26 protein-coding genes and 1 tRNA gene are annotated in these 20,697 nt (G+C 59.0%); 22 read left to right on the top strand and 5 right to left on the bottom strand.

The genetic code is table 11. The annotated features are described in order from the left end of the window. Window positions 1-13: 13 nt before the first annotated feature. Both ACO6TG_RS02270 and lipB read right to left on the bottom strand, forming a co-directional pair. The gene (locus tag ACO6TG_RS02270; protein WP_422376689.1) at window positions 14-1,972 is read right to left on the bottom strand and encodes a methyl-accepting chemotaxis protein; all 1,959 of its coding nucleotides are present in this window, start codon (window positions 1,970-1,972) and stop codon (window positions 14-16) included. Window positions 1,973-2,198: 226 nt separating this feature from the next. Continuing rightward, window positions 2,199-2,906: a lipoyl(octanoyl) transferase LipB gene (lipB, locus tag ACO6TG_RS02265; protein WP_422376688.1), complete on the bottom strand. Its 708-nt coding sequence runs from the start codon at window positions 2,904-2,906 to the stop codon at window positions 2,199-2,201. Window positions 2,907-3,002: 96 nt separating this feature from the next. Here lipB and ACO6TG_RS02260 point away from each other — a divergent pair, with 96 nt between their 5' ends. The 7 genes from ACO6TG_RS02260 to mgtE all read left to right on the top strand — a co-directional run bounded on the left by ACO6TG_RS02260 (window position 3,003) and on the right by mgtE (window position 9,622). Then, a complete protein-coding gene (locus ACO6TG_RS02260) occupies window positions 3,003-3,269 on the top strand; it encodes a FliM/FliN family flagellar motor switch protein (RefSeq protein WP_094071050.1) in 267 nt (88 codons plus the stop codon). Between the two features lie 132 nt (window positions 3,270-3,401). Further along, window positions 3,402-3,488 (top strand) — tRNA-Leu (locus ACO6TG_RS02255). Window positions 3,489-3,684: 196 nt separating this feature from the next. Continuing rightward, on the top strand, window positions 3,685-4,266 hold the full coding sequence (locus ACO6TG_RS02250; RefSeq protein ID WP_422376687.1) for a hypothetical protein: 582 nt from the start codon (window positions 3,685-3,687) through the stop codon (window positions 4,264-4,266). Between the two features lie 61 nt (window positions 4,267-4,327). After that, entirely contained in the window at window positions 4,328-7,093 is a 2,766-nt protein-coding gene (locus tag ACO6TG_RS02245) for a DEAD/DEAH box helicase family protein (RefSeq protein WP_422376686.1), read from the top strand. Between the two features lie 104 nt (window positions 7,094-7,197). Continuing rightward, on the top strand, window positions 7,198-7,686 hold the full coding sequence (locus ACO6TG_RS02240; RefSeq protein WP_422376685.1) for a hypothetical protein: 489 nt from the start codon (window positions 7,198-7,200) through the stop codon (window positions 7,684-7,686). Next, entirely contained in the window at window positions 7,679-8,023 is a 345-nt protein-coding gene (locus ACO6TG_RS02235; protein WP_422376684.1) for a hypothetical protein, read from the top strand. Before ACO6TG_RS02240 ends, ACO6TG_RS02235 begins: the two co-directional genes overlap by 8 nt. 183 nt (window positions 8,024-8,206) lie before the next feature. After that, window positions 8,207-9,622, top strand: coding sequence for a magnesium transporter (gene mgtE, locus ACO6TG_RS02230; RefSeq protein ID WP_422376683.1), 1,416 nt, complete (start codon window positions 8,207-8,209; stop codon window positions 9,620-9,622). A 21-nt stretch (window positions 9,623-9,643) separates the two neighbouring features. Here mgtE and ACO6TG_RS02225 read toward each other — a convergent pair whose 3' ends face one another. Next, window positions 9,644-10,084 carry a DUF1330 domain-containing protein gene (locus tag ACO6TG_RS02225; RefSeq protein ID WP_422376682.1) on the bottom strand — a complete coding sequence of 147 codons (441 nt, stop codon included), beginning with the start codon at window positions 10,082-10,084 and terminating at the stop codon, window positions 9,644-9,646. Between the two features lie 50 nt (window positions 10,085-10,134). Between ACO6TG_RS02225 and ACO6TG_RS02220 the strand changes: the two genes are divergently transcribed. After that, a complete protein-coding gene (locus tag ACO6TG_RS02220; protein ID WP_422376681.1) occupies window positions 10,135-10,740 on the top strand; it encodes a TetR/AcrR family transcriptional regulator in 606 nt (201 codons plus the stop codon). Window positions 10,741-10,749: 9 nt separating this feature from the next. Here the strand turns inward: ACO6TG_RS02220 and ACO6TG_RS02215 are convergent, their stop codons facing one another. Further along, window positions 10,750-11,490, bottom strand: coding sequence for a MarR family winged helix-turn-helix transcriptional regulator (locus ACO6TG_RS02215; RefSeq protein ID WP_422376680.1), 741 nt, complete (start codon window positions 11,488-11,490; stop codon window positions 10,750-10,752). Between the two features lie 135 nt (window positions 11,491-11,625). Between ACO6TG_RS02215 and ACO6TG_RS02210 the strand changes: the two genes are divergently transcribed. Both ACO6TG_RS02210 and ACO6TG_RS02205 read left to right on the top strand, forming a co-directional pair. Further along, window positions 11,626-12,051, top strand: coding sequence for an organic hydroperoxide resistance protein (locus tag ACO6TG_RS02210; protein WP_422376679.1), 426 nt, complete (start codon window positions 11,626-11,628; stop codon window positions 12,049-12,051). A gap of 64 nt (window positions 12,052-12,115) precedes the next feature. Next, window positions 12,116-12,412 carry a YciI family protein gene (locus ACO6TG_RS02205; RefSeq protein ID WP_422376678.1) on the top strand — a complete coding sequence of 99 codons (297 nt, stop codon included), beginning with the start codon at window positions 12,116-12,118 and terminating at the stop codon, window positions 12,410-12,412. 4 nt (window positions 12,413-12,416) lie between these two features. On the opposite strand, the gene ACO6TG_RS02200 is transcribed toward ACO6TG_RS02205, so the two are convergent. Beyond that, window positions 12,417-13,661, bottom strand: coding sequence for a hypothetical protein (locus ACO6TG_RS02200; RefSeq protein WP_422378974.1), 1,245 nt, complete (start codon window positions 13,659-13,661; stop codon window positions 12,417-12,419). Here ACO6TG_RS02200 and ACO6TG_RS02195 point away from each other — a divergent pair. From ACO6TG_RS02195 to ACO6TG_RS02140, 12 genes are all read left to right on the top strand, one after another. Beyond that, a complete protein-coding gene (locus ACO6TG_RS02195) occupies window positions 13,564-13,947 on the top strand; it encodes a Rap1a/Tai family immunity protein (protein WP_422376677.1) in 384 nt (127 codons plus the stop codon). The genes ACO6TG_RS02200 and ACO6TG_RS02195 overlap by 98 nt on opposite strands. Window positions 13,948-14,072: 125 nt before the next feature. Then, entirely contained in the window at window positions 14,073-14,495 is a 423-nt protein-coding gene (locus ACO6TG_RS02190) for a VOC family protein (RefSeq protein ID WP_422376676.1), read from the top strand. Between the two features lie 54 nt (window positions 14,496-14,549). Beyond that, window positions 14,550-15,260 carry a GH25 family lysozyme gene (locus ACO6TG_RS02185; RefSeq protein ID WP_422376675.1) on the top strand — a complete coding sequence of 237 codons (711 nt, stop codon included), beginning with the start codon at window positions 14,550-14,552 and terminating at the stop codon, window positions 15,258-15,260. A gap of 90 nt (window positions 15,261-15,350) precedes the next feature. Next, entirely contained in the window at window positions 15,351-15,749 is a 399-nt protein-coding gene (locus tag ACO6TG_RS02180) for a MerR family transcriptional regulator (protein WP_094071037.1), read from the top strand. Next, complete coding sequence (locus ACO6TG_RS02175) at window positions 15,749-16,192, top strand: PaaI family thioesterase (RefSeq protein WP_422376674.1); 444 nt, start codon at window positions 15,749-15,751, stop codon at window positions 16,190-16,192. Before ACO6TG_RS02180 ends, ACO6TG_RS02175 begins: the two co-directional genes overlap by 1 nt. Before the next feature lie 5 nt (window positions 16,193-16,197). Beyond that, on the top strand, window positions 16,198-16,644 hold the full coding sequence (locus ACO6TG_RS02170; RefSeq protein ID WP_422376673.1) for a GNAT family N-acetyltransferase: 447 nt from the start codon (window positions 16,198-16,200) through the stop codon (window positions 16,642-16,644). Between the two features lie 26 nt (window positions 16,645-16,670). Continuing rightward, the gene (locus tag ACO6TG_RS02165; RefSeq protein ID WP_422376672.1) at window positions 16,671-17,843 is read left to right on the top strand and encodes an isovaleryl-CoA dehydrogenase; all 1,173 of its coding nucleotides are present in this window, start codon (window positions 16,671-16,673) and stop codon (window positions 17,841-17,843) included. 20 nt (window positions 17,844-17,863) lie between these two features. Beyond that, a complete protein-coding gene (locus ACO6TG_RS02160) occupies window positions 17,864-18,247 on the top strand; it encodes a cupin domain-containing protein (protein ID WP_422376671.1) in 384 nt (127 codons plus the stop codon). 62 nt (window positions 18,248-18,309) lie between these two features. Further along, complete coding sequence (locus ACO6TG_RS02155) at window positions 18,310-18,999, top strand: SDR family NAD(P)-dependent oxidoreductase (RefSeq protein ID WP_422376670.1); 690 nt, start codon at window positions 18,310-18,312, stop codon at window positions 18,997-18,999. 83 nt (window positions 19,000-19,082) lie between these two features. Continuing rightward, window positions 19,083-20,075 carry an agmatinase gene (locus tag ACO6TG_RS02150; protein WP_422376669.1) on the top strand — a complete coding sequence of 331 codons (993 nt, stop codon included), beginning with the start codon at window positions 19,083-19,085 and terminating at the stop codon, window positions 20,073-20,075. Next, entirely contained in the window at window positions 20,072-20,302 is a 231-nt protein-coding gene (locus ACO6TG_RS02145) for a hypothetical protein (protein WP_422376668.1), read from the top strand. The genes ACO6TG_RS02150 and ACO6TG_RS02145 overlap by 4 nt, the downstream gene beginning before the upstream one ends. Beyond that, window positions 20,268-20,687: a hypothetical protein gene (locus ACO6TG_RS02140; RefSeq protein ID WP_422376667.1), complete on the top strand. Its 420-nt coding sequence runs from the start codon at window positions 20,268-20,270 to the stop codon at window positions 20,685-20,687. The genes ACO6TG_RS02145 and ACO6TG_RS02140 overlap by 35 nt, the downstream gene beginning before the upstream one ends. The last annotated feature ends 10 nt before the right edge of the window (window positions 20,688-20,697 follow it).

Raw genomic sequence — 20,697 nt, 5'->3', positions numbered from 1 at the left:
TCTTCCGTTTCAATCAGGCTGCGCGGATGCCGTCGAAGAAACGTTCGACCTTGGAGCGCAGGTCCGAGGCCTCGCTGGAAAGCGACTCGGCGGTCGACAGGACATCGGTCGCATTCCGGCCCGTGGACTGGGCGCCGCTGGAAACCTGGATGATGGTTTCGGAGATCGAATCCGTGCCGGTGGAGACCTCGTTGACGTTTTTCGAGATTTCGTTGGTTGCCAGGCTCTGCTGTTCGACCGAGACCGAGATGTCCTTGGAGATCTCCGACATCTCGGCGATCACGTTGGCAATGTCCTTGATGGCATCGGCCGCCTGGTTGGAAACGGTCTGCATCGCCTGGATCTGGGTGGCGATTTCTTCCGTTGCCTGAGCGGTCTGTGTTGCCAGGGATTTCACTTCCGAAGCCACGACCGCAAAGCCCTTGCCGGCTTCCCCGGCTCGGGCTGCCTCGATGGTGGCATTCAGCGCCAGAAGGTTGGTCTGGGCAGCGATGTCGTTGATCAGACTGACGATCTGGCTGATCCGGTCCGTGGTCGCCACCAGGCTCTGGACGGTCTGATCTGTCTGGGAGGCTGCACTGGAGGCCTTGTCGGAGATGCCAGCCTGGTCTTCCACGCGCCGCGCGATTTCGGCGATGGAGGAGGTCAGCTCTTCGGAGGCGGCTGCGACCGAGCGTACATTTGCGGCCGTGTCACCGGTGGTGCGGGCGGCTGCTTCCGCGTCGGTCGAGCTCTTGTCGGACGTTTCTGCCAGCTCACGCGCCGTGCGTTCCAGCTCGTTGGTGGCGTTGGAGACGGTTTCCAGAACGTCGTGGATTTCCTGGTTGAAACCGCCGAGCAGATCATCGACGGCGGCGGCACGGCGTTGCTTTGCTTCCTGTTCGGCTTCGCGTTCCGCCTCCAGCTCACGCTGCGCCTTGCCGTTGGTCTTGAAGACTTCAACCGCGTTGGCAATCGATCCGATCTCGTCGTTGCGCTCAAGACCCTGGACCGGTGCATCGAGGTCACCTTCGGCGATCTCGGCCATGGAGCGGGTCACGGATGCCAGCGGGCGGGCAAGCAGGGTCTGGAACAAGGTTCCCAGGATGATCAGCATCAGCACGGTGGCGATCACCGTGGCAATGATGGCCGAGTAGCGGAAACTGGTCAGGCTGGCATAGGCAGCGGCCTCGTCGACAGACAGACCGATTTGCCAGTCAACGGGTAGGCCGGTCACGGCAACAAACTGCACGATCCGGTCGCCATTGGCATTGGAGGCATATTGCGGCTCGGCGGAAACCTTGACCGAGCTTCCCGGAAACAGGTCGCTCAAGGGTTTGGAGATCAGGTCGCTGTCGGGGTGAATGAGGATGGTGCCGCTGGAATCCGTCACGAAGACATATCCCATGCCACCCATATCGGATGCGGCCAGCATGTCTGCCAGGGTGGTAATATCAAAGTCGCCGCCGACAACACCTGCAAGAGTTCCGCCAGCCTTGACCGGGGTGGCGGCCGTCACGATCAGATTGCCTGAAGAGGCATCCTGGTAGGGCGCCGTAATCGTGGAGTTGCCCTTGGCTGCGGCGTCTTGGTACCAGGGCCGTTTACGCGGGTCATACCCTTCTGGCAGATCGGCCTCCGGCCACATGTTGAAGGCACCGTCTTCGGCAACACCGTAATAGGTGGCGCTGAAATTGTCGGTCAGGCTCTTCAGGTTGAAGAACTCGGGCGTGACGTCGTCTGCCTTGGCGATCCGTTCGGCCGTGGTTTCCACAAGCAGCAGACGTGCCTCGAACCAGTTGCGGACAATATTGACTTCGGACTGTCCGACACCGGTCATGTAGTCGCGCACTTCGTCGGATTTGGCGTTGCGCTGCAGGGTGTCGTTGAAGAGGCCGAAGCCGGCGAAAATCGCCACAATGACGGCGGCTGCCGCCAGCAGGATCTTGGTGATGACGCTCTTGGATGAGCGTTGCGCAGGAGACTGGGTCACAAACTCGGGTCCCGATCGTTGAGAAAGTTTGTGTCTTTCTTGGCGCAAACGAGTGAAGGAAAACTAAATCTGGCGGGGTGTTGCCGGTTAATACATGAAGGAGATCAGTATTTAGAAAAAACACCCGCAATAATGACAATGATTATTTCGGATAGGGTCTTTCGGTGGCAGCAAACGGCTTGGAGGAGCGAATCATTTGTCGGGGCTGTGATCGCCGGGGATCCCGTCAGCGCAGTTCAGTCGGGCCGAAGATTTTCTCAAATTCTACCCGAAGAACGCTGTCATTTTCCGCCATTGTCACGGGAATGCCGAGGTCGACCAGGCTGGTGACACCATGTTCGGTGACGCCGCAAGGTACGATGCCCGAAAAATGTTCCAGCTCCGGTTCGACATTGAAGCTGATGCCGTGAAAGGCCACCCACTTGCGCAGGCGAATGCCGATTGCGGCGATCTTGTCCTCCACGGTCGCGCCGCGACCCGGCCGGCGTACCCAGACGCCGACCCGGTCCTCGCGCCGTTCCCCGCGGATATGATAGTGCCAGAGCGTGTTGATCAGCCAGGCTTCGAGCGCGGAGACAAAGGCGCGTACGTCCTGATGGCGTCGCTTCAGATCCAGCATCACGTAGGCAACCCGCTGGCCGGGACCGTGATAGGTATGCTGGCCGCCGCGCCCGGTGCGATAGACCGGGAACCGGTCCGGCGCGACCAGATCGGCATCGTCGGCGCGCTTGCCTGCGGTATAAAGGGGAGGGTGCTCCAGCAGCCAGACACGCTCGCCCGCTTCGCCGGCAATGATTCTCGCAACATGCTCGTCCATTTCCGCGATCGCCTGCTCATAATCGACAAGGTCGTCCGAAATACGCCATTCCACCGGTGCAGAGCCCGGTTTTGGCAGAAAACTGTAAGAAAGGTCGTCTCTATCGGCTGGTGACATGTGGATGACACTTCATTGTTTTTTGAGCTGGCAGGCCGTGCCGTGATATGATGGAGCGCTGGCGGGCAATGCCCCTTTTAAGGATCAATGCGTCCAATGACCACCTTTGACGAGATCAAAGTCGACATATCCGTTGTGCTGGGGGAGAACGAGATGCCCGTTCACCAGCTCCTTCGCATGGGCCGTGGTGCCGTGATCGATCTCGATGTCAACGAGGACGATGACGTCAGGATCTACGCCAACAACACCCTGGTCGCAAAGGGCCAGGTGGTGCTGCTTGGTGAGCGGATCGGCATCTCCATCACCGAAGTCCTGATGCGGCCGCCCGAGATCCGGCCGATGCGCACCGATGGGCCGCTCTAGCCTGAATGCACAGCTGTTTTGAAGAAAACTCGTGAGCCTGTGAATTATTGCAAAAAGGGCTCTTGCGCCCCCAAATTCCTTTTGCTACATGGAGCGCCTCGACGCTGACAGGCGCCGGGAACAATCGAATATGCGGTCGTGGCGGAATTGGTAGACGCGCAGCGTTGAGGTCGCTGTGGGGTAAAACCCGTGGAAGTTCGAGTCTTCTCGACCGCACCATATTCGAAGCATGCTACCAGTGCTTCACCAAAAGGCTGCCCCTCGGGGCGGCCTTTTTGGTTCTTGGGCCGCTTGGCTGGCACAGATGGATGCGCTTGTCGGTGCCGCGCCGAATATGCTTTCCTGTCCCGGCGTTCGATTCACAGTGTCTTGCCAGAACAGCTTCTGTCCGGGAGACGCGTGTCAGGGGCTGAAGATGTTGACTTTCAAAACAAATCTTACATTGCCGGCGTTGGCCGCGGTGGCCATGCTGCCGATCACCGGCAGCGGTTTCGCCCAGGAGCCAATGATCTCGCCGCAATCGGTGGTCGGCTCCGCGACCGTGCCCGTTGACGGCGATATCTATCGCTTCCGGGCCGTGCTCGCCGAAACGGATGACGGCGGCGATCTTTTTATCTACACCGATGCAGGTGAGGGCTGGGTTCAGGCCGCCCATGCCAAAAATATTGTCTGGCGGGGCGGCATGTATGGCCAGGAACCGTGGATGGAAGAAACCGAACACGGGTCGCTGAAAGTTTATTCTGAGAACTCGTCCATCGGACGGGACCGCTGGGAACAGATCCTGACCATTGCCTATCGTGGTGGTGCCTTTGTCGTGGCGGGCTACACCTACAGCTACTACGATACGCTCGATCCGGATGCCGCCGGCCAGTGTGACGTCAATCTGCTGACCGGAAAGGGCGTGCACAACAACAATCAATTCAAGACGAAACTTCCGGCAATGAAGGTTGCTGACTGGACGATGGAGACCAGGCCGCCGGAATGTGCAAGGGACTGAGAGTCTTGCAGGGTCTCGCCTATCGGCCGGTCTCCGTTGCGCGCAAGTCCAACGGTCCGGCATGACGGGCACCTCCGACAGCCATCACCGGTTTGACCAGATCCTGCAAAGCATGCGCTTCAAGTTTCCCTGGAGAGACTATCAGCAACGGGTTCTGGACGAACTGGATCGTCATCTGGACGATTCTCAGCTGCATGTCGTTGCAGCACCTGGGTCTGGCAAAACGGTGCTCGGCCTGGAGGTGCTGCGCCGCCTTGGAAAACCGGCCATCGTTTTTGCGCCGACACTGACGATCCGGCAGCAATGGAAGTCACGTCTGACAGAGCTGTTTCTGCCGGATGGGACTGACGACAGCTGGATATCGCTGAACATCCGGGAAGTGAAACCGGTCACGATCGTGACCTACCAGGGCTTTCACGCCGCAATGACGGGCACGCCGCCGGAGGCTGAAGACGGAAACGGCTGGTCAGTTGCCGAGAAACTTGTTCAGCAGTTTCGAGACCTTGGTGTCGGCACGCTGGTTTTCGATGAAGCGCATCACTTGCGAAAGGAGTGGCACCAGTCGCTCATGCGACTGCGCCAGGCGCTTGCCGATGAGACCACGACCGTTTCTTTGACCGCGACGCCGCCTTATGACACCGACGCGGCGGAATGGGACAATTATGAAGCCCTGTGCGGTCCGATTGACTGCGAGATTTCCGTGCCGGAGCTGGTCAAGACCGGGGACCTGTGCCCGCACCAGGACCTGGTCTGCTTTTCTGCGCCGACAGCAGACGAAACCAGCTTCATCAATGCGTTTGCCAACAATCTCAATGGATTTGCGCAAGACCTGCTGACGAATGCGAAATTTCTTGACCGCCTGGAAAATCTGCCCTGGTTTCGCTCTCCGGCCGATTGGGAAGAGGAGCTTTTCCGTCAGGCAGACGTCTGTCTCGCCGCGCTGGTGTTTCTGACTGCCGCCGGACGTTCGGTTTCCCCGGTTTTGCTGGAACTCTTCAGTCTGGACAACCGGGAACTGCCCGGGCTGGATCGGGAGTTTCTGGAACACCTGTTGAACGGTGTCCTGAACGGCGAGATGGCCGACCGGTTCGAACCGGGCCTGCGAAAGGATATTTCCAGGAAGCTCAAGGCCTTCGGCGGAATGCGCGGCAAAAGAGCCGCGCTTGCCAACATGGACCGGATCGATCGCATGCTGCGCAACAGCCTGGGCAAGATCCAGAGCATCCGGTCCATTGTGGCGGCGGAGTGCTCCAGTTTGGGCAATCGTCTGCGCATGGTCATCCTGACCGACCACATTCACCGCGATCTTCAGCCCAGTGATCATCAGGCGGTCTATGAGCCGGTGAAGATCGGCGCAGTGCCGGTGTTCGAGGTCCTGCGCAATCGGGGTGACTATGCCTACGAAGTCGGGCTGTTGACGGGTTCCTATGTGGTCTTGCCAGCCAAGGCACTGGAGCTGTTGCAAACCGCCTGCGGGAATGCCGGGCTCAGCCGGGACGACCTGCGTTTGCGACCGCTGGCCCACGATCCCGCTTATGTTGAGGTGGAACTGACGGCTTCCGTTCGTCATCTGACGGTCCCCCTGATGACCGAAGTGTTCCGGAAGGGGGGCGTGACAGTGCTTGTAGGGACGCAGGCGCTTCTGGGAGAGGGCTGGGACGCGCCCTGTATCAATTCCCTTGTGCTGGCGAGTACGGTCGGATCATTCATGCTGTCCAACCAGATGCGGGGCCGCGCCATCCGGAAGGACCCGGAGGACAGCCGGAAAACGGCAAATGTCTGGCATCTGGCATGTGTCAAACTGCCTGATACCAGCAGCGTCGTCGGCAAGGTTCTGGAGACTGGCCGGCAGGTGGGAAGACACTTCAGATCGCAGAAGCCCCTGCGCGAGGATCTCGGACAGGATGCCGTACTGCTGGTGCGCCGCTTCAAGGCCTTTGAAGGGCTCAGCATGAGTGATCCGCCCTATATCGAAACAGGGTTGGGACGGCTGGGGTTCGCCGAAACCGATTGGTCGGAAGAAGCGCTTGATCAGGTCAATGGGGCAACCTTTGCCAGAAGTGCCGATCGGGCAGGGCTTACTGAGCGCTGGAAGCTGGCCCTTTTCAAGAGCTCGGCAGGTGCAAGATTGCGCCCGATGGCCGCCGTGCGCAGAGCCCCCCAGAGCTGGGTCTATCGCAGGGCCAGGCGTATGGGCGGGGTGATCCTGCCCTTGCTGGTTCTGGCCGTTGCGGCGTTGGCTTATTCCCTCTGGGCTCAAAAAACGATGACTGCCTTGGGGGCGGTCGTTGTTCTGTTGCTCACGTTATTCCTTGCAAAGAAGGAAAACCTCCACAGGACGGTTCCGCGGGCGCTACGCAACCGGTCGGTGGAACAGAACCTGTCGCAGATCGGGAAGGCTGTGCTTGAGGCGCTGTCCGAAACCGGGCAGCTAAAGACACCGCTCCATCAGTTGAAGCCTGCTGTTCATGTTCTGCACGGCGAGCATTTCTGCAGCCTGGATGGCGCAGACCCCAAGGAACAGGCGCTTTTCCTGAAATGCCTGGAGCAGCTTTTGAGCCCGGTGGAGAACCCAAGATACATCCTGTTGCGGCAGGTGTGCAGTTTTGGGCAAACGCGTACCGATTACCATCCAGTCCCGGATGCCCTTGGCGCCCGGAAAATCCAGGCGGAAACGCTGGCGCGCTGTTGGCAGCGGTTTGTTTCGGATGTCGAGCTTGTCTCGGTGAGATCCAGGGAAGGGCGCAGGCTCTTGTTAGGGGCAAGGATGGAGACAAGTTCCGCCGATTTCTGTCCTCAGGCCGAGCGTCTCGGACGTTGGCTATAGATGCAGGTGATCGTGTCGGCGGGTGTCAGGAGGCAGCGCCGGCTCTCTCATTGATGCCGCATTTGTACCGCTGCTATGTCCTTGAAAACCAACCTGGGTGATGTGTGACCTCAACCGACAAGACCAATTTGAAACGGGCCGCCTGCCTTGGTGTCGCAATTGCCGTTGTTGCACTTCTGTTTGTTCAGCTGCTCACGACCGCTTTTTCGATCAAGGACTTCTGGCTGGTTGCTGTCCAGAATGCAGCCGTGTGGCGTCACGTGCTTCTGCCTCAGCTGATGTCGCCTGGCGTCTGGTCGATCCTGATTTCAACACTTGAATGCCTGGTGATTGTCCTGGTCCTGACGCAGGTGGTTCTAAGACCGCGCAAGGCCTGGAGGGCTTATCTGGCGCTGGTTGTCCTGGAACTGATCTCGGCTTTTCTGTCTTTTGCGGTCCTGCGACCGGACATACCGGATCAGCTTCAGTCCGCGGTGCTCCTGGGGTATGGCTATGCCCTTCTGCGCATGGGCCTGACGTTGGTCCTTCTCCTTTTGCTGGCCAGATTGGCGGCGGCGACAAGCAGTACTGTGGAGGTTGAAAACCGTGCGTGACGTTTTCCGGTCCTGGAACAGAGGCCATCGCAGCAGCAGGCTCAAACCGATAATCGCTTTGGCTTTCTTGTTGTCGTTCGCAGATATCGCGTGGGCCCAGAACCTCACGGTCAATCCCGGCCGCTTCGGGGCCATGACCTGCCAACAGCTCTGGTATACCGAACAGGAAGTGCTGGCGGAGGGGCGTGTGTGTCTGAAGAGCGAGCGGGCCCGGCGGGCGTTTCGGCGGGCGCCGCGCTGTATATCCGATGACGAGACCATTTTGCCGGCAAAGGTGGAAGCCTATCTGGAGCAGCTGCGAGTGGCCGCGCGGAAAAAGGGTTGCCAGGGGTTTTGACAGCTCATGACCGGCCGAGTTAACCGGCGCGGAGCACACGGTTTCGAATTGCTTTCATCTGCGTAAGTCTGTGGACCGGTTTCGTTTTTCCTGTGGCGCTTTTTCCCTGCAAACGCTAGTTCTGGACGCATACCGGTGCAGGCTCACCGGATCGGGTCAACACGCAGGTGAGGAGGGTGCCGGATGAGCGAAGCAGCTGAGCTTGATGTCGCCGCGCCGTCCGAACCACTGATCCCGGTGCGTGACGAAGAAGAGCGTCTCAATCCTGATTTCATTGCTGCCGTCGAAGCAGCAATCCAGGCAAATGACACGGTTGCGCTTCGCGAACTGGCCGGCGACCTGCATGAGGCCGATACCGGCGATCTGCTTGAAACACTCGATGCGGATGATCGTGCCGCCTTTGTCCGGTTGCTGGGCGACGAATTCGACTACACCGCCCTGACGGAGATCGACGAGGCGGTTCGTCTTGAACTGCTGGAGGAGCTGCCCAACGAGGTCATCGCCGAAGGCCTGGAAGACCTTGATTCCGATGACGCCGTCTACATCCTGGAGGACCTGGACGAAGACGACCAGGCCGAGATCCTGGAAGAGCTGCCCTATGCCGACCGGGCGCAGCTGCAAAAGGCACTGGACTATCCGGAAGACAGCGCCGGCCGGCGCATGCAGAGCGAATTCATCGCCGTTGCGCCCTTCTGGACCGTCGGACAAACCATCGACTACATGCGCGAGGCACGGGATCTTCCGGACAGTTTCTACGAAATCTACGTCGTGGATCCCAAGTTCAAGCTCCTGGGGGCGGTGCATCTGGACAAGATCCTGCGCACCAGGCGCGACGAAAAGGTCACTTCCATCATGGAAGAGACGCGTCAGGCCGTCCTGGCAACGGAAGACCAGGAAGAGACCGCCCGCCGGTTTGAACGCTATAATCTGGTCTCCGCCGCCGTCGTTGACGAAAATGAGCGCCTGGTCGGTGTCCTGACCGTCGATGACATCGTCGATGTCATCCAGGAAGAAGCGGAAGAAGACATTCGCGCGCTGGCCGGTGTTGGCGACGAGGAAATCTCCGACGATGTCATCACCATCGCGCGCTCGCGGTTTACCTGGCTGGTTGTCAATCTGGGAACAGCCATTCTGGCTTCCGTGGTGATAGCTCTTTTTGAAGACACGATCGAGGCCATGGTCGCGCTCGCCGTGCTGATGCCGATCGTGGCCTCCATGGGTGGCAATGCGGGCACGCAGACCATGACGGTCGCCGTGCGCGGTATCGCCACCCAGGAACTGGGCGCCCGCAACATGCTCCGCGTGCTCAATCGTGAGGTGCTGGTGAGCGTGCTCAACGGAGTTGCGCTGGCGGTGCTGATCGGGATCACGGCCTGGCTCTGGTTTGCAAGTCCGGGCCTTGGCGTGGTGATCGCCGGGGCGATCGTGATCAACATGCTGTTTGCCGGTCTCTCCGGCCTACTGATCCCGATTGCGCTCGACCGGATGAATGTCGACCCGGCCATTGCGTCCAGCGTTTTTGTAACGACGGTGACCGATGTGGTCGGCTTCTTCGCCTTTCTCGGCATTGCCGCACTCTGGTTCGGACTGCCGCTTTAAATCTCTATCAAGCTCAATGGCTTAATCGCCGCAGACGAGCACTTTCTGGCGTTCACAGGCGGCTGTTCGGTGGTGAAACGCATCGCGATAGGTTTCATCGGAATAAAGGGCCATGAAGGCCTTCAGGTCCGGATAGGCGCCGATGGCGATCAGGTCCCAGTCCTCGGTCTCACCCAGAAACATGCCCTGAAACGGACCGACATAGAGAAAGCTGCCACCGGCGCGTTCCATGGCCGGTACGCTGACAGAGGCATAGTTTGAAAAGGCTTCCTGGCCTGACACGGTCTCGGTGTCGTCCTGATAGAGCGCTTTTTCCCTGAGTTTGAAGAAGTTGATCAAGGTGACGGGTTTGTCGGGTGCCCGGCCAAGAAGGTCTGCCCACTGTGTCTCTGTCGGGCTGGTGCCGTCGAGGCCCGGTCCATACCAATCGGCGAATTGCAGGGTTTGCTGGTTGACGGTCATAGTCGATCTCCATAACTTTACACATGTCAAATATGGAGATGACTTTACACGTGTCAAGTGAGCGGCGACTGCAAAAAACCAGAGCAGAGATCCTGGACAGGGCCTGGAGCCTGATTTGCGACCACGGTGCGGATGTATCCCTGGCCCAGATCGCAAAGGCGGCCGGGATCAGCCGGCAATCGGTCTATGATCATTTCGGCTCGCGCGGGGGCATGATCCTGGCGCTGGTACGACGCACGGACGAACGGCTGGATATCAGGGCCAGGCTGTTTGCGGCTTTCGAGGAAACAGACCCTCAGGCGCGCCTCGTTTCGACGGTCGAGGTGTGGATCCGGTTCGTGAAGGAAATATACCCGGTGGCTTCGGATCTGATCCGGCTCAGGAGTACGGATGCGGACGCCTCTGCCGCCTGGGAAGACCGGATGAGCGAATTGCGGGACTGGCTTTTGACCCTGACGCAGGGACTGGAAAAGGAGGGGGCCCTGGCGCCGGACTGGACGGCGAAGCAGGCCGCGGATTACCTGTGGGCCTCCTTCAGCGTGCAGACCTGGGGCCTGTTGACCCGGGACTGCAGCTGGCCGGAAGAGATGGCGCGGGAGGTTCTGAAACGCACGATCTGCCAGGCGGTGTTGCGTCAGGACAGGTCTTCGTCCTGACGCATTGCTTCAGGCGTCGAGGCCTGCATCGCGCAGATTGTCGCGCAGCTGCATGATCTTGGATTGCAGCGTCATGACTTCCTCGAGTTTCAACCCGGTCGAGGACAGGATGCAGGTGCTGAAATGCTCGGTCCTCTTCTGCAGCGCGCGGCCCTTGCGGGTGAGTTTCAGGATGACCTGACGCTCGTCCTTGGGATTGCGCGTCCGGGTCACGAGCCCCATGGCTTCGAGCCGTTTCAGAAGCGGGGTCAGCGTGTTGGTGTCGAGCTGCAGCTTTGCCGTGATGGTGCCGACCGGCACGTTGTTGTTTTCCCACAAGACGGTCATGGCCAGGAATTGCGGATAGGTGAGGCCGGCTTCCTTCAGTAGGGCCTTGTAGACCCCGTGCATCGCGTGGTTGGCCGAATAGAGCGCAAAACAGAGATACTGGTCGAGGGAGACCGGATTGGCCGCATCGCCTGGATCAGCCGGTGTTTCCGGCACTGAAGGCGATGTGTCCTCCGCCCGGTTATCGGCGGCAGAAACGGTGACGGCAGCAGGTGGATCCTCCTGCGGGGCCACCGCCGCGACCGGTGCAGGATCTGCGGTTTTCGCAGACGCCTCTCCGGGTGCCGCGGCTTTCTTCTTGCGCGGTTCTTTCTCAGACTTTTCGGCTTTCGCCGGCTTGTCTTTTTTCTGTGTCTTGGTCTCTTCGGCCGCGGGCAAACCGATCGCGTCCAGAAGCGACATCTGATTGGTCGTCTCGTTCATGAGCCCGTTATAAATCGCGCGCGATATGGTCGCAACCTGTTGACGGTTCTGTGCAGCTTCTATATGTGGGTAATGTATATCGTACGCGATATAATCTTGTGCGATTTTAATGAAATTGAACTGAAGGAGAGCGAGATGGCTGTAGATGTGCTTTACGAAACGAAGGCGAAGGCAACCGGTGGCCGGGATGGCGCTGCGGAGACGCTGAGCGGGTCTTTCAAGGTTGCCCTTTCAACGCCGAAGGAACTCGGCGGTGCCGGCGGTCCGGGCAACAACCCGGAAGAACTGTTCGCAGCCGGCTATGCCGCCTGTTTCATCGGAGCGATGAAATTTGTAGGTGGTCAGGAGAAAATAGCCGTTCCGGCAGACACATCCATTACCTCAACGGTCGGGATCGGTCCGCGATCGGAAGGCGGTTTCGGTCTGACGGTGGCGCTCGACGTCTCGCTGCCGGGTCTCGAAACGGCTGTCGCCGAAGACCTGGTCACCAAGGCACATCAGGTCTGCCCGTATTCCAACGCGACGCGCAACAATATCGACGTCAAGCTGACCGTCGTCTGAACGCGAGCCGGCCCGGCAGCACCGGCCGGGCCGGCGCCACTCCTCCAAGCGGTACACCGATCCCATGAGCCTTTTTGTCATTGACCTGACCTACACAGCAGACCTTGCCGACGTCGATCGGCACCTGGAAGCGCACCGGAGCTTTCTGAAAGACCAATATGCGGCCGGCCACTTTTTGGCGTCAGGCCCCAAAAATCCCCGCATCGGAGGCGTGATCCTGGCGAAGGGCTCCTCGCGCACAGAGATCGAGCAACTGGTTGAGCTTGATCCTTTCAAGGCGGAAGCCTTGGCATCCTATGCAATCACGGAGTTCAGCCCGGTGATGAGCGTTCCGGGATTTCCCGGAGACCCAGCGGAGTAGAAAGTCACTCTCCGGCCAGGACTTTAGCTGTCGCGAAATCGGCGATGAGGATTTCCGGTTTGTCGCTGCGCAGAAAGACCTTGCTGCTGCCGTAGCGATCCATCGAAGGGGAAATGGCGACTGGCGGTCCAAATTTGCCTTCCAGCAGATCTGAGACCCGACGAAGTTCTTGTGGCGCAAGCAGGACCCACGCGTGCTTCAGCTCACCGTCGGCAAAAATGAGTTCGACTTTGCGTTTTGCACCGGCGATCTTCGGTCCGAAACAGTCAAGTTGAACAATCCTTTCGTGAGACCAGCCCCAACGCTTCGGGTCCTGTGGTTTCCAGTCCTGATAATCGCAGAGGGTTTTGACACTCTGGCGGAACCCGGTCTCGCCGGCTCCGAGCTGAAACGGCCGAAACTGGGTGGCAAGGTCAGGAACCGAACCGGGCTGCCAGTCTGAAAGGCTGTTCAGGAACACATGGGAATGAAGTGTTTCCGGCGCCGTTATGAAAATCCGGTTTTGCGCCGTGTCGCCAATCAAGGCGATCTCCGGGACAATCCGGAAACCTGCATATGCCATGCCCGCCGTTGGTGACAGAAACGTCTGGAAATCGGTTTCTGTGCGGGTCGTCAATTCGATCGCCACGACCTGGTCATCGCTGACCAGCACCGCAAGCGTTTCAAGACTGTCTTCTTCGCTCGGCTGGCAGCTGACAATTTCAGATTTGAACCCGGCAATCGGATAGGTGCCCGCTGGGCTCCGCCGAATACCTTGCGGCCTGCACATGGTCTCAAGGGACGCTGACAGATGGTCCGGGGCGGCACCCATCAAGTTTCGAAGCTGTTCAGAGACTGTTTCGGCCTGCGCCTGTCCGGAGAAAAGCAGGCCAAGCAAAACCAAAATTGCAGCTGCGCCGACATGTGAACTAAATTTCATGGATTGAACCGGCCATTCAGAACGAAGCGAGGTATCGGTCAATCTTATGTTATGCGCATTCCTTACTGCAACGCGGAGTGCTCGGGACATGACACTTGCTGACAGGGTACCGGCCTGACGCTGACCATTTACAATCTGGTGTTTTTTGACGTCGAGGCTATGCTGACAGCCGGTCTTCTTGCGACCCAAATGGGGGCGCTTGATAATCTGTGCTTCACAGGGAGCCGGAGCAATGCGGATTCCAGCGTGCCTTTTCGTATTTTCATTTCTCGCTGTCCTCGGCTGCAGCCCGTCATGGGCAACGTCACTGGATGGAAAAGAATTGCACAAGTATTGTTCTGCCCAAGAGTCTCCGGGAGCGAAAGCGGCCTGTATCTATTACATACTTGGGGTCGCCGAAGGATTGCACCTTGGATTTATGGAAGGTGCGAAGTCCTTGGATAGCCGCATCACGGAGACGACTGTCAGGCGCAGTTTCTGTGTGAGCGAAGATGTGAGCTGGTCGCAATTGGTGAGTTCGGTCATCGACTATTTGAGCCAACATCCTGAACACTGGGACACAGAGGCAGTATTTGTTGTCGAGGCTGCACTGATCTCCGGGTTTCCCTGCGATTAGCTGGCTCTGCAAACTGGTGAACTGTGCAACCTCAAGCTGGATTTTTCTGGGTGTGCGACCTCGACAGGCGCGCCGCCGCGGGTATGTTTGAGCCGACATTTTTTGAGCAGCAAGCGGGAGTGGTCATGCGACCCAAACTCGACGGTATCCTGGAAACGGCCGTCTATGTCGATGACATGGAGGCCGCTCATGCATTCTATTCCGAAACCCTTGGCCTGAAGCGCATGGTGGCCGGAGATCGGCTCTTTGCCTATGACGCGGGGCCGGCGCAGGCGCTGCTTGTCTTTCACAGAGGCCATACCGGTGACGACGTGCCGACATCCGGGGGCATCGTGCCTGGACATGACACCAGTGGCCACAGCCATTTTGCCTTTCGCATCTCGTCCGATCAATTGCAGTCCTGGCGGGAGTACCTGGGAGAACAGGGCATAGCGATCATCAGCGAGGTCACCTGGCCCGCTGGTGGTACCAGCCTCTATTTCAACGATCCGGACGGCAACGTGCTGGAATTGGCGGCGGCACCGCTCTGGCCGAATTTCTTGGCGTGATTTTTAACTGATTTGGGGCAGTCTCCCCTCAGATGGGGATTTTGGGGTGGCGGAATGAATCTCTTGCAAGCAATCCTGCGAACCATGTTCTATGTGGTGGTCGGCGGGGTCATCTCGATTGTCGGAGCTGCGTTTTTCTTCATGAACTGGGAACCGGACCGGGACGATTTTCCCGTGCGCGGGATCGATGTCTCGCATCACCTCGGTGAGATCGACTGGGCCAAGGTCGCGTCCGATGATGTCGCCTTCGTCTATATGAAGGCCAGCGAGGGTGGTGATTTCAGAGACAGCGCCTTTGAACGCAATTGGGCAGGGGCTGGCAGTGCGGGTCTTGCCCGGGGTGCCTATCATTTTTTCAGCCTGTGCGAACCGGGGCAGAAGCAGGCGGAAAACTTCCTGAGCGTGTTGCCGCAGGATAACGACATGCTGGCACCGGTTCTGGACCTGGAACTTGCCCAGAACTGTGCCCGCCGCCCACCCGCGGCCGAAGTGCTGCGCGAAATCAGTGCCTTCACCACGCTGGTGGAGGCTGCGCGTGGAAAACAGGTGATCTTTTACGCCCCGGCCGAGTTCTATGAGGCCTATTTGAAGGGCAGTGGGCTGAACCGGCGCCTCTGGGCCCGGTCCATCTGGCATTCGCCGGACTATCCTTCGGACTGGGTGCTTTGGCAGTACCATGACAGAGGGCGGGTCACTGGCATTGAAGCCGATGTTGACCTGAACGTTTTGAATTCGGAAAAGTCGCTTCCTGACTTGAAGATTTGATCAATTAACACACTGTTTTTTCGTTGTAAAAACAGATGTATTGACTTTAACGTAAAAAGGCTGAACTGTGCGCTCCAACAAGGAGCGGGCATGCAGCGCTATTTCACAATCACCCAGCTGACCCAGGAATTCGACATCACCACCCGAACGCTTCGCTTTTACGAAGCGCAAGGGCTGGTGTCGCCGACGCGGCGGGGCCGTCAGCGGCTCTATACGCCCGGTGACAGGACCCGCATCAAACTGATCCTGCGGGGCAAGCGGCTTGGGTTTTCCTTGAATGAAATCAAGGAAATGATCGAGATGTATGGCAGCGCGCCGGGCGAGACGGGCCAGTTGCGCCTGCTGCTCGACAAGATCGCCGCGCGTCGGGGGGAACTTCTGGAAAAGCAGCGTGACATCGAATTGACCTTGCTCGAACTCGATGAAGTGGAAGCTGGCGCGCATCAGCGTATTGCCGAATTGTCTGCCACGAAACCGGAGGACGCCTGATGGACCTGTCGCCAAGAGATCCGGACTGGAGCGACCGGGTCAAATCCAGCTTCGCATCGCAAAAATTCATGGCGCATCTGGGAGCGCAGATCGCGCATCTGTCACCGGGCGCCGTCGATCTTGAACTGAAGATGGCACCCGAACTGACCCAGCAGCACGGCTTTTTTCATGCCGGTGCCACGTCGGCCATCGCCGACAGCGCAGCCGGGTACGCCGCCTTGTCCCTGTTCGAGGCAGGCGCGGGCGTGCTGACCACAGAATACAAGATCAACCTGCTCAATCCGGCGAGCCAGACGGTGCTGCTCGCACGGGGCAGGGTGATCAAGCCGGGGCGGACGCTGACCATTGCCCGGTCCGATGTTTACGGGCTCGATGACGGCAGCCAGGTGCATGTCGCCACCGGGCTGTTCACGCTCATGAGCGTCTCCGGCGTGAAGGACTAAAGGGCATGAGCATCATCATCAGACCACTGCAGCAGCAGGACAAATCCGCCTGGCTAGGTCTTTGGCAGGATTACCTTGCGTTCTACGAACAGGACCTTGCCGCCGAGGTCACCGAGAGGCTGTTTGACCGGCTGCTGTCCGCCAACGGGCACAGGGCGCAGGTCGCGGTCAGGGACGATGAACTGGTCGGCTTCGTGCATTATCTCTTTCACGACAGCACCTGGTCGATCGATGCCACCTGCTACCTGGAAGACCTTTTTGTCAGCCCGGAGCTGCGCGGTGGCGGCGCCGGCCGCAAGCTGATCGAAGCTGTCTATGCCGCCGCCGATGCAGAGCCTGCGGCCAGCGGCAACGTCTATTGGCACACCCATGATCACAACACGCGCGCCCGGCAGCTTTACGACCGGATCGGCGTTCTGAGCGATTTTGTTCGATATGAGCGCCCCAGATAAAGACAGGGGCCAGGGAGGTTCACAAAATGATCCGCAATGATTTTCCATCCTTCAACTTCGACCTTGGCGAAACGGCAGACATGTTGCGCGACACGGTCCGCTCCTACAGTCAGGACCGGATCGCACCGCTTGCAGAGAAGATTGACCGTGAAGACTGGTTCCCGCGCGAGATCTGGCCCGAAATGGGTGAACTCGGCCTGCACGGCATCACGGTCGAAGAAGAGTGGGGCGGTTCCGGGCTCGGGTATCTGGAGCATTGCATTGCCATGGAAGAGGTCAGCCGGGCTTCGGCCTCCATCGGCCTCAGCTATGGCGCCCATTCCAACCTGTGCGTCAACCAGTTGCGCCGCTGGGGCAATGACGACCAGAAGAAACGGTATCTGGAAAAACTGGTGACGGGCGAACATCTCGGTGCGCTGGCCATGTCCGAGCCGGGCGCCGGATCCGATGTTGTTTCCATGAAGCTTCGTGCCGACAAGAAGGGCGACCGCTACATCCTCAACGGCTCGAAAATGTGGATCACCAACGGTCCTTCCGCCGAGACCATGATCATCTATGCCAAGACCGACGCGAATGCCGGCCCGAAGGGCATCACGGCCTTCCTGGTGGAAAAGGATTTTCCGGGCTTTTCCGTCGCCCAGAAGCTCGACAAGCTCGGTATGCGCGGCTCCGAGACAGGTGAACTCGTGTTCCAGGACTGCGAAGTGCCGGAAGAAAACGTGCTGGGCGAGGTTGGCAAGGGCGTCAACGTGCTGATGTCCGGCCTCGACTATGAACGGGCGGTGCTGGCGGCCGGTGCCATTGGCATCATGCAGGCAGCCATGGATGTGGTGATCCCGTATGTTCACGAGCGCGAGCAGTTCGGCAAGCCGATCGGGACCTTCCAGCTGGTCCAGGGCAAGGTGGCAGACATGTATGTCTCCATGAATGCCTCCAAGGCCTATGTCTATGCCGTCGCAAAGGCCTGTGACCGCGGTGAAACCACCCGCGAGGACGCGGCCGGCGCCATCCTTTATGCCGCTGAGAATGCAACCAAGATGGCGCTTGATGCGATCCAGCTGCTTGGCGGCAACGGCTATATCAACGAGTATCCGACCGGCCGCCTGCTGCGCGATGCCAAGCTGTACGAGATCGGTGCCGGCACGTCTGAGATCCGGCGGATGCTGATCGGCCGGGAAATCTTCAACAAGACCGCCTGAGGGCGGATTGGAAGGGCACCATGAAACAGACAATGCTGCCGGAAGAGCCTGATGCCAGGTCGCCGGCAGGAGCAGCGATCCGCTTCATCATGGATGGCCCGACCGGCAACATGATCCATTCGACCGTGCCGCCCGGCCAGATCAACCGGGCGACACGGCACAAGACCGTTTCCGAATTCTGGCACGTGCTGGACGGCGAGGGCGAGATCTGGCGGTCCGACGGTACCGACCAGTCGGTTGTCAAACTTGTCTCAGGTGTCTCCATCGATATTCCCGTGGGCACCGCCTTTCAGTACCGGGCCACGGGCACCGTGCCACTCAAGTTCATCTGCATCTCGATGCCCCCCTGGCCGGGAGATGACGAGGCAGACTATGTCGACGGCCCCTGGGCGCCGACAATTTAGATCGCAGCCAGATCTCGTGACCGTGTGTGTGCGTATCCTTTTTCAAATGAAAGAGGATGCACATGACAGGACTTGCGGTCGTGATCGGGTCAGGCGGCGGTATTGGCGCTGCGATCCAACGGGAACTCGAAAGCTCTGGCCAATTTGAACGGGTGCTCGGTGTGAGCCGGTCGTCCGAGCCAAAGCTCGACCTTCTGGATGAAGCCAGCATCGCGCAATGCGCAAGCGACATTTCGGAACTGGCCGCAGACATTCGAATTGTTTTTGACGCAACCGGTGCCCTTGTTCTCGATGGCCATCGTCCCGAAAAGAGCCTGCGGGATCTTGATCCGGAGGCTCTGGCCAATAGCTTCGCCGTCAATGCAATCGGCCCTGCGCTGCTGATGAAGCATTTCCTGCCGCTGCTGCCGAGAAGCGGACGCAGCGTTTTTGCGACGCTCTCGGCCCGGGTCGGTTCCATCGGCGACAATCGACTGGGCGGATGGTACGCCTATCGCGCGTCAAAGGCCGCGTTGAACCAGCTTGTTCATACCGCGGCCGTCGAACTGGCGCGCAGAAAACCGGGTGCCATCTGTGTCGCACTTCATCCTGGAACGGTGCGCACACCTCTGACGGAAGGTTTTGCCAAGACAGGTCTCGAGGTGCAGGAACCGGAGGTGGCGGCCCGGAGACTGCTTGCCGTTTGCGATGGTCTGACGAGCGAACAGTCCGGTGGTTTTTTCGATCATCACGGCAAAGCCGTTCCCTGGTGATGCAAGACAGATTGAATTCTTTCTGTCGGGCGGCTTGAATGGGGCTCCAGCCTTCTCGATCTGCCCGCAGCAAGGATCTTTGCATGTCAGACCCGTTCTTTCATCCGGTCTCCGGTTTCGAACTGCCGCGTTTCGCCGGCGTGCCGACCTTCATGCGCCTGCCGCATGTCGCGCTTGATGATCCCAGGCTGAAGGACGTCCGGATCGGGTTGATCGGAACACCCTGGGACGGCGGCACGACCAATCGGCCGGGGCCAAGACATGGTCCGCGGCAGCTCCGCGATATGTCGACCATGATCCGGGCTCAGAACGGGGCGACAGGCGTCAGGCCGTTTGAACTGGTCAATTGCGCCGATCTCGGGGATGTCGGACCCAATCCGGCCAGTGTCGACGACAGCCTGGTTCGCATGACGGCCTTCTATGACAGGGTGGTTGCGGCCGGCATTCGCCCGCTCTCGGCCGGCGGGGATCATCTGTGTACCCTGCCGATCCTGCGGTCCCTGGCAAAAGAACGACCGCTCGGCATGATCCATTTCGACAGCCATACCGACCTCTATAAAAGCTATTTCGGCGGCATGCTCTACACGCATGGAACGCCGTTCCGCCGGGCGGTGGAGGAGGGGCTGCTGGATCCGAAGCGGGTTGTCCAGATCGGTATTCGCGGCACCGCCTATGACAATGAGGACCGGGATTTCGCCGACGGTGTCGGCATTCGCGTCATTCCGATCGAGGAGTTCCACAAGCGCGGTGTCGAAGACGTGATGGTCGAGGCCAGGGAGATTGCAGGGTCCGGAGACACCTACGTTTCCTATGACATCGACTTTGTCGATCCGGCATTCGCACCGGGGACCGGGACACCGGAAGTGGGTGGGCCGACCTCCTTTCAGGCGCTTGAAGTCGCCCGTCTTCTCAAAGGCTTGACCATCGTCGGGGCGGATCTGGTCGAGGTGTCGCCGCCGTTCGATGCCAGCGGCGGCACGGCCTTCCTGGGTGTTTCGATCATGTTCGAGATACTGTGCAACATGGCGCTGAGCTGCGCACAAGATCAGACCCCGACGTCAGGAGCCAATTCGTGATTGAGCGGACCTTCGGCACTTTGAGCCGCTACATCAATGTCCTTGCACTGATCATTCTATGCGGGGCGTTCGTGATTGAGTTCCACGGTGATCCTAACTTTTACAATCGTCTGGCTTTCTGGATTTGGGGTGCGATGATCGCTGGAATCGCAATTCCGGTTTTCCGACGTTTTGCACGACGGAAGCGTTTAGATGAAAATCGTGGTTCGAAAACCGCAAGTGACTGATAGGGAGCCAGTGGCGTTGTCGATTTATTCTTTGGATGATTTGGCCGAAGCACGGGCCGAGTTGGAAAAGTGGCGGGGGGCATTCGAGCGATATGATGGAAACAACCCCGGCAAGTACCAAACGGACATCAAAAACGCTCGGGAAAAAGTTGACCGCATCACCGCCAGCTTGAAGGCATCTGGGGTTTTGGAGCGGACTGAGCATGAAAAGCTGGAGGCCCGGATTGACGCGGTTTTTCCCAATGCTCGGAGCAAGGAAGTCGTCTCCTTTGAGGGACGCCAATACATGCGCAAGTTCTGGCCGGAAGAAAAAAGCCGGTCCGGGAAGACTGTCACGCGCTGGGGCAAAGGTTGGGAACTCGTGAAAACCGGCAGTGACTCCTAAGGAGCCGAAG

The organism is Roseibium sp. (assembly GCF_965233565.1).
Classification (GTDB): Bacteria; Pseudomonadota; Alphaproteobacteria; order Rhizobiales; family Stappiaceae; genus Roseibium.
This window is presented reverse-complemented; position numbering and strand designations above follow the sequence as displayed.